The organism is Rathayibacter sp. VKM Ac-2926, assembly GCF_022815565.1.
GTDB lineage: Bacteria > Actinomycetota > Actinomycetes > Actinomycetales > Microbacteriaceae > Rathayibacter > Rathayibacter festucae.
In genome coordinates this window covers 165,789-181,631 of sequence record NZ_JALGRS010000002.1, presented here as the reverse complement: position 1 = coordinate 181,631, position 15,843 = coordinate 165,789, and the positions used below count along the sequence as shown (strand labels likewise).

The following is a 15,843-nucleotide window of genomic DNA, read 5'->3' as shown; positions in this document are numbered from 1 at the left end:
CGACAGCGGGCATACCCGGGCCGCTCCGTCGGTTGGCCCTGAGATGACCGACGCACCTCGCACCACCACCGACTCCCCCGCCCTCTTCCAGCCGCTGACCCTCCGCTCCCGCACGGCGCGCAACCGCGTCTGGGCCGCGCCGATGTGCCAGTACTCGGTGGAGGCGCAGGACGGCGTGCCGACGCCGTGGCACCTCGTGCACCTCGGCTCGCTCGCGCGCGGCGGGGCGGGGGTCGTGATCGTCGAGGCGACCGGCGTCGTCCCCGAGGGGCGGATCAGCCCCTGGGACACCGGGCTCTGGAACGCCGAGCAGCAGGCGGGCTGGGCGCCGATCGTCGACTTCGTGCACGGCCAGGGCGCGCTCGCCGGCATCCAGCTCGCGCACGCGGGCCGCAAGGCGTCGACCTACCGCGAGTGGAGCGGGCACGGCTCCGTCCCCGTCGACGAGGGCGGCTGGGAGACCGTCGCCCCCTCCGCCATCGCGTTCGAGGGCTACGCGGTGCCGCGGGCGCTCGACGTCGAGGAGCTGCCGGGCCTCGTCGAGGCGTTCCGCGCCTCCGCCCGGCGTGCCGTGGACGCGGGCTTCGACGTGATCGAGCTGCACGCAGCGCACGGCTACCTGCTGCACCAGTTCCTCTCGCCGCTCTCGAACCACCGCGAGGACGCCTACGGCGGATCGCTGGAGAACCGCGCGCGGCTCCTGCTCGAGGTCGTCCGCGCGGTGCGGGCCGAGATCGGCGAGCTGCCGCTGCTGGTGCGCTTCTCCGCCACCGACTGGGCCGAGGGCGGCTGGACGCTCGAGGAGACGATCCGGGTCTCGGAGTGGGCGCGCGACGAGGGCGTCGACCTCTTCGACGTCTCGACCGGCGGGCTCGTGAAGGGGACCGACATCCCGGTGGCGCCGCTCTACCAGGTGCCGTTCGCTCGCGAGGTGGGCCGGGCGACCGGCGCTCCCGTCGGGGCGGTCGGGCTGATCACGACGGCGGAGCAGGCCGAGGGCGTGGTGGCCGGCGGCGACGCGGACGTGGTGCTGCTGGCGCGCGAGCTGCTGCGCGACCCGCACGCGCCGTCGCGGATGGCGCGCGAGCTGGGGGCTCCGCTCGGGCTGGTGCCGCCGCAGTACGCACGGGCCTGGCGCTGAGACGACGAAGGGCCGGGGGCGTCACCGCCTCCGGCCCTTCACATCGTTCTGCTACTTCTCGTCCGCCTCGCCCTCGGAGTCGCTCGGGGCGTCCTCCTCGGGGTTGAAGTGCGAGTCGCCCGAGACGCCCAGGGCGATCCCGTCCTCGGAGTCGGGGATGGTGCCCTCGGTGCCGAGGCCGCCGTCCTCAGGAGTGCCGGTGTCCGGGGTGCTGTCGTCCGACATCGGGCTCAGGCCTCGACGTCGCCGCGCCAGGCGCCGTCCGGGGAGCCCTTGGACTCGATGTACTCCTTGAAGTTCTTGAGGTCCTTCTTGACCGCGTGGCTGCCGGCGCCGACGAGCGAGCCGACGGTCTCGAGGAAGCCCGCGGGCTCCCAGTCGAGCTGCACGGTGACGCGGGTCTCGGTGTCCGAGAGCTTGTGGAAGGTGACGACGCCGGCGTGGTCGGTCTCGCCGCCGGTGCTGTTCCAGGCGACGCGCTCGTCGGGGTGCTGCTCGGTGATGTTGGCCTCGAACTCGCGCTCGACGGGGCCGACCTTCACCTTCCAGACGGTGAGGACGTCGGTGACCTGCTGGATGGACTCGACCTCGTCGAGGAACTTGGGGAACTCCTCGAACTGCGTCCACTGGTTGTACGCGACGGACACGGGGACGTTGACGTCGACGGTCTCGATGATCTGCGACACGGTAGTGCTCCTTGATGTCTCACTCGGTGTGCGGCAGGCCGCTGCTGCGGTCGCCTCCCTCGACGGTAGAGGCGAGCCGCCTGGGAGTTCACGTGGTTGCGGCTGGACGCAGACGTGGTACAACCCGGGAGCGGGTGGATCTCGATACGCCCTCTGCGAGGGCTACTCGATCAGCATGAGGCGCGGACCGCTCCGCTTCATGCTGGTCGAGCAGCCGCGGAGCGGCGTATCGAGACCCGACGTCTGCAGAACGGTGGATCTCGATACGCCCGCTTCGCGGGCTACTCGATCAGCATGGGGCGCTGGCCGCTCGATCAACAGGGCGGCCCGCAGCGCGGGCCGCTCCGCTTCAGGCTGGTCGAGCAGCCTGAAGCGGAGCGGCGTATCGAGACCCGCGGCTCAGTCGTCGGTGCCGGCGTAGCGGTAGGCGGTGAACGTCGGCGTGCCGGTCGTCGCGTAGAGGCCGAGGACGCGGCCGGTGAAGGACGTTGCGGTCTCGGCGGTGAAGGAGCGCCCGTCGATGCGGGCGAGGGTGCGGGAGACGCCGCCCGCCTCCGCGCGGAGGACGAGGAAGTCGCTCGTCATCTGGCCGGGGCCGAAGCCGACGCCGGCGTCGCGCTCGGACTCCAGCATCAGCGTCACCGGGCCCTCGGGAAGCTCGGCGGTCCACTCCTGCTCGAAGGAGGGGATGACGGCGCGGGCGGTGACCCGCGTGCCGGAGCCGGTCGACTCCGCCTCGACCGACGCGAAGGTCGTCTCGTCGTAGCGGACGGCGAGCCCGCCGACGCCGGCCGACACGTCGGCGACGACCGAGGCCTGCATGGTCTGGGTGAGCTGGCGGCGGCCGACGAACGTGGGCTGCGGGTGGCGCAGGGTGCGCCCCTCCCCCGGCAGCGACAGCCGGCCGCCCTCGACGCTCGCGAGCGCGGTCGGGAGGCGGCGCACGCCGATCCAGCCCGCGTCGAGCGGTCCGGAGAAGTCGACGTCGTCGCGCAGCGGACCGCGCGGCGCGAGCGCGACGGGCTCGGCGACCGGCCAGCCGTCCACCCACGTCACCCGGGTCGCGAAGGTCTCGCGGCCGAGCGCCGAGAAGGCGCGCGTCGCTCCGCGCGGGCGGACGCCGAGCAGCACGATCAGGGTCGAGCCGTCGGGGCCCTCCACCAGGTCGCCGTGGCCGGTGTTCTGCACCGGTCGGGTGGTGCCGCGGGCGGTGAGGAACGGGTTGCCGGGCGCGGTCTCGAACGGGCCGGTCGGCGCGTCGCTCCGGGCGATCGAGACGCCGTGGCCGCGCTCCGTGCCGCCCTCGGCGATGAGGAGGTACCAGACGTCCCGGCCGTCGACCGAGCGCCGGTAGAGGTGCGGCGCCTCCGGGAAGCCGCCGCCGGTGCCCGACCACAGCGAGCGCGGCTCCTCCAGGATGCGACCGGCCGCGAGGTCGACCCGCACCTGCTGGATGCCGAGGTGCGCGCCGGCCTCCTCGCCGCTCAGGATCAGGCCGGAGTAGGTGACGTACGCGGTGCCGTCCTCGTCCCAGGCGAGGTCCGGGTCGATGCCCTGGAGCGGGCCGCCGTCGGCGTCGGTCAGGACGGTGCCGTCGCTCCACTCGCCGGCCGGGTCCGCCGCGGTGAAGACGACGGTGCCGACTCCCGCGGGGACCGAGACGATCACGTGGAAGAGGCCGTCGTGGTGGCGGATCGTCGGCGCCCAGACGCCGAGGCCGGTGGGCACCTCCTCCACACCGATCTGCTCGGCGCGGGTCGCGACGTTGCCGACGCGCTCCCAGGTCTCGAAGTCGGTGCTGCGGTACACGGGGATGCCGGGCAGGTACTCGAACGTCGAGGTGACCAGGTAGTAGACGCCGTCGACGCGGACGACGCTGGGGTCGGGGTTGAAGCCGGGGATCAGCGGGTTCGGGAAGGGCGCGCCGACCCCGCCCTGCGCGACTCCGCCCGGCACGACGGCCGCGCTCATGCGCGCAGCTCCAGCTCGGTCACCAGCGGGACGTCCTCGAGCGAGGTGCCGAGGCGGATGGTGAACGCCCCTGCCTCGTACTCCCAGCCGTCGTTCCAGGTGGCGAGCAGGCGGGTCGGCACGGTCACGGCGATCTGCGCGCTCGCGCCCGCCTCCAGCGTCGCGCTCTCGAAGCCGACCAGCCAGCGCACCGGGCGCTCGACGGCGGAGTCGCGGCGCTCGGCGTAGGCCTGCAGCACCACCTTGCCGGCGCGCTCGCCGGTGTTGATGACGTCGACGAGGAGCGCGACGTCCTCGCCGCCGCGGACGGGCTCGGGCGTCGAGACCGAGACGAGCTCGAACGAGGTGTAGCCGAGGCCGTGGCCGAAGACGTAGGCCGGCTCGACCTCGCTGCGCAGCCAGGCGCGGTAGCCGATGTGGATGCCCTCGTCGTAGTGCAGCTCGCCGTCGGTCGGCAGCGTGGAGAGGACGGGGACGTCCTCGATCGCGACCGGCCAGGTGGTGGGCAGGCGCCCGCCGGGCTCGACCCGGCCGAGCAGGACGTCGGCGACCGCGTCGCCCATCTCCTGGCCGCCGAAGTAGCCGACCAGCACGGCCGCGACCTCGTCGCGCCACGGCAGCAGCACGGGAGCGCCGGCGTTGACGACCACGACGGTGCGCGGGTTGACCGCGGCCACGGCACGCACGAGCGCGTCCTGCTGACCCGGCAGGTCGAGGGAGCTGCGGTCGTAGCCCTCGGACTCGACCGCGGAGTTGGTGCCGACGACCACGAGGGCGACGTCGGCGTCGCGGGCGAGCGCCACCGCCTCCGCGATCAGCTCGTCGGCGGGGGTGGCGTCGGGCTCGAGGCCGTAGGTGAAGCCGAGCGCACCCTCGAGGTCGCCCTCGGCGTGCACGATGTCGTACTCGATCCGGATGTCGACGGGAGTGCCGGCGGTGACGGTCAGCGGCGCGGAGACCGACGGCGGGGCGAGCAGCGCGGCGCCGAGGTCGGAGCCGACGGCGGCGAGGGTCTCCTCGAGGAAGAGCGCGCCGTCGACGTAGACGCGGGCGGTGCCGGCGACGGCGAAGCCCAGGCGGACGGTCGCGTCGGCGGCGGGGGTGAGGATCGTCGAGAACTCGACGCGGGCCGACGCGGCGATCGGGGCGGTGCCGCCGAACCAGACCAGCGAGGTGGCGCGGCGGTCCTCGACGAACAGCTCCGCGCCGTCCTCGGCGAGGAAGCGGACGCGCTGGCCGGGCTCGCCGGTGACCGGGTTGGTGATCGTATCGAGGACGAGCGGGGCGACGCCGTCCTGCACGACCGCGCCGAGGGCGTAGTCGACGCGGGCCTGCGGCAGGGCGGCGCGGACGCCGTCGAGCGGAGTGACGACCTTCTCGGGCAGGACCGTCGCGGATCCGCCGCCCTGGGTGCGCGCCTCGCGGGCGTTGTGGCCGATCACGGCGACGGAGGTGAGCGCCGAGGCGTCCCAGGGCAGCTCGCCCTCGTTGCGCAGCAGGACGCTGCCGGCCGCGGCGGCCTCGCGGGCGAAGGCGCGGCCGTCCTCGACGAGGACCGGCTCGGCGACGGCGGGCTCGAAGCCCTCCAGCGCGCCGACGCGGGCGGCGAGGCGGAGGATGCGGCGGACCTTGCGGTCCACGACGGACTCCTCGATCGAGCCGTCGCGGACGGCGGCGACCAGCGCGGCGCCCCACGGGCCGTCGGGGCCGGGCATGACCAGGTCCTGCGCCGCGCGGGCGCTGTCGACGGTGCGGACCGCGGTCCAGTCACTGATGACGACGCCGTCGAAGCCCCACTCGCTGTTCAGCGGGGTCTCCAGCAGGTCGCTCTCGGTGGCGGTGGTGCCGTTGATCGAGTTGTAGGAGCTCATCACGAGCCAGGCGCGGGTCTCGACGATCGCGCGCTCGAAGGCGAGCAGGTAGAGCTCGCGGAGCGCGCGGTCGCCGACCCGGACGTCGACGGTGAAGCGGTCGGTCTCGGAGTCGTTGGCGATGTAGTGCTTGGGAGTGGCGCCGACGCCGTTCTCCTGCACGCCGGCCACGTAGGCGGCGGCGAGATCGGCCGTGAGCACCGGGTCCTCGCTGAAGCCCTCGAAGTGGCGGCCGCCGAGCGGGGAGCGGTGCAGGTTGATGGTCGGGCCGAGGACGACGTCGACGTCCTTGCGGCGCGCCTCGACCGCGGCGGCGGCGCCGTAGCGGCGGGCGATCGAGCGGTCCCAGGAGGAGGAGAGGGCGGTTGCGGAGGGCAGGTTGAGCGAGGGCGAGCGCTCGTCCCAGACCTCGCCGCGGACACCCGACGGGCCGTCGGAGACGAGCATGCGGCGCAGGCCGATCCTCTCGATCGGCCAGGTGGTCCAGAAGTCGCGGCCGGTGAGCAGCTGCACCTTCTCCTCGAGGTCGAGGCGCCCGATCAGCTCGGTGAGCAGGGCGTCGGCGTCAGGTCCCTCGGCCGGGATGCGGGGAGCAGTGGAGGTGTCGGTCACGGTGACTCTTTCTCTCTCGGGAGGCGACGTCGTCGTCCCTCAAAACCTAGCAGTAGTGGGTTTCTGACGGCGCACCCCGCCCGGCCCCTTCCGCGAGATGCCACTTATGACGCGATAACGCGGCGTGTCGCGCTCATAAGTGGCATCTCGCGGAGAGGGGAGGGACGCGCGCGCGTCCGGGGGTGGGGGTGTCAGCAGGGGCGTCAGGGGTGGGCGGCCACGAAGGCGCGGCGCTCCTCGCGGCGGGTGGCCTGGCGGACCGGGTCGGCGACGGGGGCCGCCAGGAAGAGGCGCTGGGTGTAGGCGTGCTCCGGGCGGGAGGTGACCTGGTCGCCGTCGCCCCACTCCACGATCTCGCCGTGGTACATCACGGCGACGCGGTGCGAGAGGTGCCGCACGACGGCGAGGTCGTGCGAGACGAAGAGGTACGCGACTCCGGTGCGCTCCTGGATCTCGGTGAAGAGGTCGAGGACGCGCGCCTGAGTGGAGAGGTCCAGCGCCGAGACGGGCTCGTCGCAGACGATCAGCCGCGGCTCGAGGGCGAGCGCCCGGGCGATCGCGATCCGCTGGCGCTGCCCGCCGGAGAACTCGCGCGGCAGGCGATCGGCCGCGGACTGCGGCAGCCCGACCTGGTCGAGCAGCTCGCGCACCCGCTTGGAGGCGACCTTGGCGTCGACCTTCCGCACGGTGAGCGGCTCCACCAGGATCTGCTCGATCGTCAGCGACGGGTTGAGCGAGGTGTACGGGTCCTGGAAGACGACCTGGATCTCGGAGGACAGCCCGCGGCGCTGGCGCCGGTCGAGGTGCGCGATGTCGCGCCCGTTGTAGAGGATCTCGCCGCCGGTGACCGGGGCGAGCCCCAGCACCGCGCGGCCGAGCGTGGTCTTGCCCGAGCCGGACTCGCCGACCAGGCCGACCGTCTCGCCGGGGCGGATGTCGAGCGAGACGCCCTTCAGCGCCTGGAACGGCTTGGCGCGGAAGCCCTTGCCCGGGTACTCGACGACGACGTCCTTGACGTCCAGCAGCAGCTCGGAGGGTGCGGCGGGTGCGGCGCTCATCGGCTCGACTCCTTCACGGCGGTGGTGGCGACGAGCGGTCCGCGGGCGGGCCCCTCCTCGAGGATCGCGTCGAACAGGGCGCGGGTGTAGGGGTGACGGGGGTCGGCGAAGATCGAGCGCACGGGCCCGGTCTCGACGATCCGGCCGTCGCGCATGACCGAGACGCGGTCGCAGAGGTCGGCGACGACGCCGAAGTTGTGCGTGACGAGGATCATGCCCATGTTCAGCTCCGACTGCAGCTCGCGGAGCAGGTCCAGCACCTCGGCCTGCACCGTGACGTCGAGCGCGGTGGTCGGCTCGTCGGCGATCAGCAGGTCGGGGTCGCAGGAGACGGCGCCGGCGATCAGCACGCGCTGGGCCATGCCGCCGGAGACCTCGTGCGGGTAGGCGTCGAAGGTGCGCTGCGGGTTGGGGATGCCGACCCGAGCGAGCAGGCCGAGCGCCCGCTCCTTCGCCGCCGACTTGGAGAGGCCGAGGCAGATCCGCATCGGCTGCACGAGCTGCGTGCCGATGGTGAAGGAGGGGTCGAGGTTCGACATCGGCTCCTGCGGGATGTACGCGATGCGCTTGCCGCGGAGCTTGGTCATCTCCTTCTCCGACAGGTGCGCGAGGTCCTTGCCGTCGAAGACGATCGAGCCGCCGGTGATCCGGCCGCCCTCGGGCAGCAGGCGCAGCACCGACCAGGCGGTCTGCGTCTTGCCGGAGCCGGACTCGCCGATCAGGCCGTGGATCTCGCCGCGGCGGACCGCGAGCGAGACGTCGTGGACGACCGTCTTCACCGAGCCGTCGTTCTGGCCGTAGCCGACCGAGAGGTTCGTGACGCGGAGGATCTCCTCGGCACTGCGGGCGCCGGCCTCCTCCTCGTGCACGACGGTCTTGGGCGCCGCGGCGTCCTCGTCGAGCATCGTCTGGATGCCGATGGTGGACAGGCTGGTCGGCACCGTCGCGGGCGCCGAGGCCGACTTGCGCTTCTTCGAGCGCTTGGCTCCGGAGGCGCTGCGCTCGAGTTCGTCGCGCATCGCGTTGCCCAGCAGGGTCAGCGCGATGGAGGTGAGCGCGATCGCGAGGCTCGGCCAGAGCATCAGGATCGGGGCGTTGAAGACGTTGGAGAAGCCGTCGTTGAGCATCGAGCCCCAGGTGGGGATCGACAGGTCGCCGAGGCCGAGGAACTCGAGTCCCGCCTGGATCGCGATCGCGATGCCGGCGACCAGCGAGGCCTGGATGATGACGGGAGCGCGGACGACGGTGAGGATGTGCCGGGCGATGATCCGGCCGTTGCTGAGTCCGGAGACCCGGGCCGCGTCGACGAAGAGCTCGCCGCGCACCGCGGTGACGGAGGCGTAGACCAGCCGGTGGAAGGCCGGCGAGAGCAGGACGCCGAAGATGGCCATCGAGAGCCACATCGACGGGCCGATGACGGCGCGGGCCGCCAGCAGGACGACGAAGCCGGGCAGCGCCATCACGAGGCCGGAGGTCCAGGCCGAGACGGAGTCGAACCAGCCGCCGAAGTAGCCGGCCAGCAGTCCGCTGGTGACGCCGATCACGACGGCGACCGCGAGCGCCACCAGGGCGCCGGCGAGGCTGAACTGGGTGCCGAAGAGCAGTCGCGAGAGGACGTCGCGGCCGGCGCTGTCGGCGCCGAGCAGGTGCGCGGCGCCGGGCTCGGCGAGCACGTCCTGCAGCGAGGCGCGGTTCGGGTCGGCCGGGGCGAGCAGCGGCGCGAAGATCCCGGAGAGGACGACGATCGCGAGGAAGACCAGCGAGACGAGCCCGACCGGGTTGTGCAGCAGGCGGCGGAAGAGGTGCGTGCGGGCGGCGCGCTCCTCCACTCCGACCGACGGGGTGCTGGCGGGCAGCGGAGTCGTGGCGGTCATGAGAGTCGCACCTTCGGGTTGAGCCAGCCCTGGAGCAGGTCGATGAGCAGGTTGACGATGACGACGATGATCGCGGTGATCAGCACGAGGCCCATCACCAGCGGGATGTCGCCCTGGGTGGTCGCGGTGACCGCGACCTGGCCGAGACCGGGGATCGCGAAGATCTGCTCGACGATGACGGCGCCGCCGAGGAGGCCGATGAACTGCACGGCGAGGACGGCGAGCGCGGGGCCGCCGGCGTTCCGCAGCACGTGCTGGAAGACGATCCGGTTGGCGGGCAGGCCGCGCGAGCGCAGGGTCCGCACGTAGTCCTGGCGGAGCGCGTCGATGACGGAGCCGCGGACCTGCTGGGCGACACCGGCGATGCCGCCGATCGCGAGGGCGATGATCGGCAGGGTGACCGTGGCGATCCAGCCCGAGAACGAGTCGGTGAGGTTGACGTAGCCGGTGGGCTTGAACCAGCGGAGGTTGATCGCGAAGACGGTGACGAGTCCCAGCGCGATCAGGAAGCCGGGGATCGCGAAGCCGAGGATCGACACCAGCTGCACGAGCTTGTCGGCCCAGCCGCGGCGGACCGCGGCCCAGACGCCGAGCACGACCGCGACGATCGCGGAGATGATCGTGGCGCCGATGACCAGGGAGAGCGTGACGGTGACGCGGGTGGAGATGGCGGTGGTGACCGCCTGCCCGGTGAACCAGGAGCTGCCGAGGTCGCCGGTCACGGCGTGGCCGAGCCAGCCGAGGTACTGCGACCAGATCGGCTGGTCGAGGCCGAGCTGCGCGGCGCGCTGGGCGACGGCCTCCGGCGTCGCGTTCTGCCCGAGGATGCGGCGGGCGATGTCGCCGCCGCCGAGATAGAGGAGTGCGTAGGCGACGACGGAGATCAGCACCACGAGGATGATCCCCGAGACGACGCGTCGCAGGATGAACCTGGTCATCAGTGGTCCTTCGAACGGAGGAGGGCGCGGGCCTGATCAGCGGATCGGTGACGCGCGGAGAAGAGGGAGCGGGGGCCGGCCGTGAAGCCGGCCCCCGCCGATCCGGATCAGGCCGGGGTGATGTTCCAGAGGTACGGGTAGGCGTTGCCCGTCTGGGTCTCGACCTTGGTGTTCGCGTCGGTCACGAAGCTCGACTGCTGGCGGTACCAGGGAGCGAACCAGGCGTTCTCGACCGTGTAGGCGTTGACGGCCTGGACGGCGGCGGCGTAGCCGGACTCGTCCGCGGTGCGGACGGCCTCGATCAGCGTCTCGAGCTCGGGGTCGGCGTTCTTGAAGGGGTTGAAGATCGCGTTGGGGCTGAGCTCGAAGTTGATCAGGGCCCAGTCGGGGTCCTGCTGCAGCGTGAGCCAGGTCGCGGCGTACTTCGGGGCGAGGACGTCGGCGATGAAGTTGTTGCCGGCGTCGGTGTAGGTGACGGTGATGCCGACCTCGGAGAGCTGCTGCTGGATCAGCGTGAAGGTCGAGGAGCCGATGAGCGAGCTCGAGGGCATGTTCAGCTCGAAGCCGTCCGGGTAGCCGGCCTCGGCGAGCAGCTCCTTGGCCTTCTCGGGGTCGTAGGGGTAGTCGTCGTCGAGCGACTCGTCGTAGCCCTCGGAGGAGGTCGGGAAGATCTGCGTGGTCGGGGTGCCGTAGCCCTGGCCGATGGCCTTCAGCAGCGACTCCTTGTCGAACGCGTAGTTGATGGCCTGGCGGACGCGGACGTCCTTCAGGGCCGGCGCGATGGTGCCGTCGCGGTCGAGCAGCAGCAGACCGGTCCAGTTGAGCTCGAAGGGGTTGACGGTGAAGCCCGACGCCTCGATCTCCTTGAGGTCGTTGTTGTCGACCGTGTTGGCCGCGTTGACCTGACCGCCCTTGATCGCGTTCACCAGAGCGGTGGAGTCGCTGTAGACGTTGATGTTCAGGTTGTCGTAGTGGACCGAGTCCTCGTCCCAGTAGCCGTCGCGCTTGGTGAAGGCGTAGGAGGTGCCGATGACGGTCTTGGCCGCGTCGAGCTCGTAGGGGCCGGAGCCGACCGGGACGGTCTGGATGTCGGCGGACTCGAAGGCGGAGGGCGCCTCGACGAGGCCGGCGTTCTGGGTCAGGTAGAAGAGGAACGTCGGGTTGGCCTGCTTGAGGGTCACCGTGACGGTCGAGGCGTCGGTCGCGACGGCGTCGGCGAGGTCGGCCATCTTGTTCGTGTCCGGCGAGTTGCCGTCGCGGAAGCGGATCAGGTTCTGCGCGACGGCGTCGGCGTCGAGCGTCGATCCGTCGGAGAAGGTCACACCGTCGCGGATCTTCAGGGTGAGGACCGTGTTGTCCTCGTTGTAGGTCCACTCCGAGGCGAGGCCCTCGGTGATGGTGCCGTCGGGCTCGGCCCGCAGCACGCTGTCGTAGACGGCCTGCATGTACGGCGACTCGTTGGCCCAGTACGAGTCCGCCGCGGCGAACGTCGACAGGGTCTGGATCGCACCCAGCGTGAGCGTCTCGCTCGAGCCGCCGGAGGCGCCTCCGCCGGAGTCGGCCGCGCAGCTGGTCAGGCCGACCATCGTGGTGACGGCGATCGCAGCGGCCGCCAGCCTCTTCCATCGGAACATCTTCGGTCTCCAGGTTCTCCCGGTTCTCCCATGAACCGGTGCCGAGGAAGCTAACACGAAAAACAGACGACCCCTAGGTTTTGGGAAGAAAAACTTCAGCCCGTTAGGTTTTCGTGATTCTCGTGACCGTTCACGTCCCGCGAGGCGCTTGGAACTGGGCGCTGACGGGGAGCTTTCCGAAAGCCGACTCGGCACCAGGTTTTTGACTCGGAAACCTCTAGCGGCTAGGTTTCTCGCACCGGAGGCTCCGTGCCCCCTCGCAACGATGCGCCTGGAGGCACTTCATGGCACTCCCCACCTCTCCCCCGCGGCGACCGCGCGGGCAGTACGCCAAGACCGCCGCCCGGCGTGCCGAGATCGTGGCCGCGGGCCTGGAGGTCTTCTCCGCGAGCGGCTACCACGCCGCGTCGCTGCGCGAGATCGCCGAGAAGGTCGGGCTCAGCCAGGCCGGCGTGCTGCACCACTTCGCCAACAAGTGGGAGCTGCTCTCGGCGGTGCTCACCCTCCGCGACGACCACTCGATCGTCCGGGTGCCCAGCGGCGACGCCGTGCCCGGCATCGACACGGTCCGCGCGCTGATCGACCTGGTCGCCTACAACACCGAGATCCCCGGCCTCGTCGAGCTGCAGTGCGTGCTCTCCGCGGAGGCGACCCACGCCGACCACCCGGCGCACGAGTACTTCGCGAACCGCTACCGCTTCATCGTCGACCTGTTCACCGGCGCATTCGGCGACATGCTCACCCGCGGGCAGCTGGTGCCGGGCGTGGATCCGCGCAGCGCCGCGATCCGCGTCATCGCGACCATGGACGGGCTGCAGGTGCAGTGGCTCCTCCAGCGCGACTCCCTCGACATGCAGGCCGAATTCCGGCGCACCGTGCAGACCCTGACCACCGTGGAGGTGTGACCGTGGGCTTCTCCCGCGAATCGACCCTGGCCGCCGTCCTCGACCACGGGGAGGCGGGCGACGTCGTGCGCCGCTTCGTCCCGGGCGTCGTCAACTCGCCGCTGCTGGTGCAGCTGCGCTCCGCCCCCGTCGGACTCGTCGTGGGGATGGATCCGCTGCTGAAGGCGGACCCCGAGCGCGAGGCCTCCTTCTGGGCGGCGCTCGACGCGGTCGACGACTCCGGAGTCGCGGCGCCGCGGCCGGAGCGGGTGGCCGTGCTGCCGCGCTCCGATTACGAGGGCGAGGACGTCGCTGTCGCGTCCGCCGCGGTGCGACCGGTCGCTTCCGGCACCGTGTGGGCGCCGGCCGAGGTCGTCGTCGACGGGCCGGCGCACGGCAATCCGTTCGTGGACGTCGAGTTCTCGGCGGAGTTCTCGCTCGGCGACGAGACGGTGCGGGCCGGCGGCTTCTACGACGGCGACGGGGTGTACCGGGTGCGGTTCCTGCCTCCTGCCGCCGGCGTCTGGACCGTGTCCACCGCGTCCACCGCGCGCTCGCTCGACGGGCTCACCGCCTCCGTGACCGTGGAGGCCGCCCTGCCCGGCGCGCACGGGCCGGTGCGGGTCGCCGACACCTTCCACTTCGCGCACGAGGACGGCACCCGGCACCTGCCGCTCGGCACGACCGCGTACGCCTGGACGCACCAGAGCGAGGCGCTGCAGGAGGCGACCCTCGCGACGCTCGCGGACGCGCCGTTCACCAAGGTGCGGCACTGCGTGTTCCCGAAGGCGTACCTGTACAACACGAACGAGCCGGAGCTGTATCCGTTCGAGCGCGACGGCGACGGCTGGGACTTCGACCGGCCGGTGCCCGCGTTCTTCCGCCGGCTGGAGGAGCGGGTCGCGGACCTCGACGGGCTCGGCATCCAGGCCGACGTGATCCTCTTCCACGCCTACGACCGCTGGGGCTTCTCGGACATGGGCCGGGCCGCCGACGACCTCGTCACCCGGTACGTCGTCCGGCGCCTGGCCGCCTCGCCGAACGTCTGGTGGTCGCTCGCCAACGAGTACGACCTGCTCTGGTCGAAGAGCGTCGACGACTGGGAGCGCCTCGCCGCGCTCGTCGTCGCCGAGGACCCGGTGGGCCACCTGCTCTCCATCCACAACTGCTTCGGCTTCTACGACTACTCCCGGCCGTGGATCACGCACGCGAGTGTGCAGCGGATCGACGTCTACCGCACCGCAGAGAACACCGACGCCTGGCGCGAGCAGTGGGGCAAGCCGGTCGTGATCGACGAGTGCGCCTACGAGGGCGACATCGACCAGGGCTGGGGCAACATCACCGGCGAGGAGATGGTCCGGCGCTTCTGGGAGGGGGCGGTGCGCGGCGGCTACGTCGGCCACGGCGAGACGTACCTCAACGACCGCGAGGAGCTCTGGTGGTCGAAGGGCGGCGAGCTCGTCGGCGACAGCCCGGCGCGGATCGCCTTCCTGCGGCGGATCACCGCCGAGATGCCGGAGGGGCGGATCGACCCGCTGCCCTCGGACTGGGACGCGCCCTGGGGCGGGGGCGGCGGCGTGCAGCTGGTCTACTTCGGCTTCAACCGGCCGCGGTTCCGGCAGATCGTGCGCGACCCCTCCGACTCCTGGATCGTGGATGTGATCGACACCTGGGGGATGACGGTCTCGCGGGTGCCGGGGGTGTTCTCCGGGTCGTTCCGGGTGGAGCTGCCGGCGCGGCAGTTCATGGCTGTGCGGCTGACGAAGGTCGTGTCGTGAGCGGCGTGCCGCCGCGGGTGCGGGTGATCTCGGACAACGACTACTCCGGCGATCCGGACGGGCTGGTGCAGCTCGCGCAGCACGCGCTGTCGGAGTCGGTCGAGCTGGCGCTCGTCGTCGGCTCGCGGCTGCGGCCGGGCGACCCGTTCGATCCCTCCGACCGGACGGCGGACAACGCGGCGGCGGCGGCGCGCGAGGTGCTCGCGCTCTGCGGGCGCTCGGACGTGCCGGTGGTGGCGGGGTCGAACACTCCGGATGCTGGGGTGTCGGACGCCGCGCGCGCGATCGTGGCGGAGGCGCTGCGGGACGACCCGCGGCCGCTGTACCTCTGCGCCGGCGCCGGGCTGACCGAGGTGGCGGCGGCGCTGCGCCTCGAGCCGTCGATCGCCGCCAGGATGACGCTGGTCTGGATCGGCGGTCCCGAGCATCCGGGCCTTGCCGTCCCTCCGCCCGGCGCGATGCCGATCGAGTACAACCTGCTGATCGACGTGCCCGCCGCCGCCGAGGTGTTCGCGTCCGCGCTGCCGATCGAGCAGTTCCCGCGCGACGCGTACCGGCAGCCGCTCGCGTCCGTCGCCGAGCTGCGCGTGCGGATGCGCACCGCCGGCGAGCTCGGCCGGCACCTCTTCGACGCCCTCGACGGCGTCTTCCGCATGGGCGCCGCGCACGGCCTCAGCTTCGGCGAGACCTACGCCCTCGGCGACAGCCCGCTCGTCCTCGCGACCGCCCTGCTCTCCGCCTTCGAGCCCGACGCCTCCTCGAGCCGCACGGCGCGCGTCCCCCGCCCCTCGATCACCCCCGGCGGCCAGTACGGCCCCCGCGCCGGCGACGGCCCCGACGTCCGCGTCTACACCCACCTCGACACCCGCCTCCTCCTCGAGGACCTCTACGCGAAGCTCGCCCTCCACGCCGCGGAGGCCTGACCGCGGCCGCGCCGCCGACCCCGCAGCGGCACCCCCCTGCTGGTCGAAGTGCCGCGCAGTGGCACCCTCATGCTGATCGAGTAGCCGCGCAGCGGCACCCCATGCTGGTCGAGTAGCCGCGCAGCGGCACCCCCATGCTGGTCGAGTAGCCGCGCAGCGGCGTATCGAGACCCACGCCCGCCAGCGCGCTGGCCCCGTGCCCCCGCCCGTGCCACGGCGGATCTCGATACGCCCTCTCCGAGGGCTACTCGATCAACATGAAGCGCCCACGCGCAGACGGCAGAGCTACCAGAGCATGCTGGTCGAAGTGCCGCGCAGCGGCGCCCCCGTGCTCATGGAAGAGCCGCGCAGCACCGCCCCCATGCTGGTCGAGTAGCCGCGCAGCGGCGTATCGAGACCGACGCGTCCGAGCACCGGCCACGCGTCTCGGGCTGGATCCGGCGCGCGGTTCGCCACTTTCTGCGGTTCTGAGC

General features: G+C 72.0%; 12 protein-coding genes. 4 read left to right on the top strand and 8 right to left on the bottom strand.

All coding sequences use genetic code 11. From position 1 onward, the window contains the following. Positions 1 to 43: 43 nt before the first annotated feature. A complete protein-coding gene (locus tag MT351_RS03350; RefSeq protein WP_243581251.1) occupies positions 44 to 1,141 on the top strand; it encodes an NADH:flavin oxidoreductase/NADH oxidase in 1,098 nt (365 codons plus the stop codon). A 51-nt stretch (positions 1,142 to 1,192) separates the two neighbouring features. Here MT351_RS03350 and MT351_RS03345 read toward each other — a convergent pair whose 3' ends face one another. The 8 genes from MT351_RS03345 to MT351_RS03310 form a co-directional block, all read right to left on the bottom strand. Continuing rightward, positions 1,193 to 1,366: a hypothetical protein gene (locus tag MT351_RS03345; RefSeq protein WP_164874539.1), complete on the bottom strand. Its 174-nt coding sequence runs from the start codon at positions 1,364 to 1,366 to the stop codon at positions 1,193 to 1,195. Between the two features lie 5 nt (positions 1,367 to 1,371). Next, positions 1,372 to 1,827, bottom strand: a complete 456-nt coding sequence (locus MT351_RS03340; RefSeq protein ID WP_123736715.1) for an SRPBCC family protein — start codon at positions 1,825 to 1,827, stop codon at positions 1,372 to 1,374. Between the two features lie 399 nt (positions 1,828 to 2,226). Next, complete coding sequence (locus tag MT351_RS03335; RefSeq protein ID WP_243581250.1) at positions 2,227 to 3,798, bottom strand: glycoside hydrolase family 43 protein; 1,572 nt, start codon at positions 3,796 to 3,798, stop codon at positions 2,227 to 2,229. Continuing rightward, entirely contained in the window at positions 3,795 to 6,281 is a 2,487-nt protein-coding gene (locus MT351_RS03330) for a glycoside hydrolase family 3 protein (protein ID WP_374204736.1), read from the bottom strand. The genes MT351_RS03335 and MT351_RS03330 overlap by 4 nt, the downstream gene beginning before the upstream one ends. Before the next feature lie 203 nt (positions 6,282 to 6,484). Then, entirely contained in the window at positions 6,485 to 7,339 is an 855-nt protein-coding gene (locus MT351_RS03325) for an ABC transporter ATP-binding protein (protein WP_123705418.1), read from the bottom strand. After that, positions 7,336 to 9,213: a dipeptide/oligopeptide/nickel ABC transporter permease/ATP-binding protein gene (locus MT351_RS03320; protein WP_243581249.1), complete on the bottom strand. Its 1,878-nt coding sequence runs from the start codon at positions 9,211 to 9,213 to the stop codon at positions 7,336 to 7,338. Before MT351_RS03320 ends, MT351_RS03325 begins: the two co-directional genes overlap by 4 nt. Further along, positions 9,210 to 10,151, bottom strand: a complete 942-nt coding sequence (locus tag MT351_RS03315) for an ABC transporter permease (protein ID WP_123736712.1) — start codon at positions 10,149 to 10,151, stop codon at positions 9,210 to 9,212. The genes MT351_RS03320 and MT351_RS03315 overlap by 4 nt, the downstream gene beginning before the upstream one ends. Positions 10,152 to 10,258: 107 nt before the next feature. Beyond that, positions 10,259 to 11,785, bottom strand: coding sequence for an ABC transporter substrate-binding protein (locus tag MT351_RS03310; RefSeq protein ID WP_132437469.1), 1,527 nt, complete (start codon positions 11,783 to 11,785; stop codon positions 10,259 to 10,261). Positions 11,786 to 12,069: 284 nt separating this feature from the next. Between MT351_RS03310 and MT351_RS03305 the strand changes: the two genes are divergently transcribed. Genes MT351_RS03305 through MT351_RS03295 form a run of 3 tightly spaced genes read left to right on the top strand, consistent with a single transcriptional unit; the run spans position 12,070 to position 15,370 of the window. Further along, on the top strand, positions 12,070 to 12,690 hold the full coding sequence (locus tag MT351_RS03305; RefSeq protein ID WP_132437468.1) for a TetR/AcrR family transcriptional regulator: 621 nt from the start codon (positions 12,070 to 12,072) through the stop codon (positions 12,688 to 12,690). Further along, complete coding sequence (locus MT351_RS03300) at positions 12,687 to 14,447, top strand: DUF5605 domain-containing protein (RefSeq protein ID WP_243581248.1); 1,761 nt, start codon at positions 12,687 to 12,689, stop codon at positions 14,445 to 14,447. The genes MT351_RS03305 and MT351_RS03300 overlap by 4 nt, the downstream gene beginning before the upstream one ends. After that, positions 14,444 to 15,370 carry a nucleoside hydrolase gene (locus tag MT351_RS03295; protein WP_243581247.1) on the top strand — a complete coding sequence of 309 codons (927 nt, stop codon included), beginning with the start codon at positions 14,444 to 14,446 and terminating at the stop codon, positions 15,368 to 15,370. Before MT351_RS03300 ends, MT351_RS03295 begins: the two co-directional genes overlap by 4 nt. Positions 15,371 to 15,843: the final 473 nt, after the last annotated feature.

Coding starts and splice junctions, on each gene's coding strand:
- MT351_RS03350 (WP_243581251.1), top strand. CDS start 44: ATGACCGACGCACCTCGCACCACCACCGACTCCCCCGCCCTCTTCCAG.
- MT351_RS03345 (WP_164874539.1), bottom strand. CDS start 1,366: ATGTCGGACGACAGCACCCCGGACACCGGCACTCCTGAGGACGGCGGC.
- MT351_RS03335 (WP_243581250.1), bottom strand. CDS start 3,798: ATGAGCGCGGCCGTCGTGCCGGGCGGAGTCGCGCAGGGCGGGGTCGGC.
- MT351_RS03325 (WP_123705418.1), bottom strand. CDS start 7,339: ATGAGCGCCGCACCCGCCGCACCCTCCGAGCTGCTGCTGGACGTCAAG.
- MT351_RS03320 (WP_243581249.1), bottom strand. CDS start 9,213: ATGACCGCCACGACTCCGCTGCCCGCCAGCACCCCGTCGGTCGGAGTG.
- MT351_RS03315 (WP_123736712.1), bottom strand. CDS start 10,151: ATGACCAGGTTCATCCTGCGACGCGTCGTCTCGGGGATCATCCTCGTG.
- MT351_RS03310 (WP_132437469.1), bottom strand. CDS start 11,785: ATGTTCCGATGGAAGAGGCTGGCGGCCGCTGCGATCGCCGTCACCACG.
- MT351_RS03305 (WP_132437468.1), top strand. CDS start 12,070: ATGGCACTCCCCACCTCTCCCCCGCGGCGACCGCGCGGGCAGTACGCC.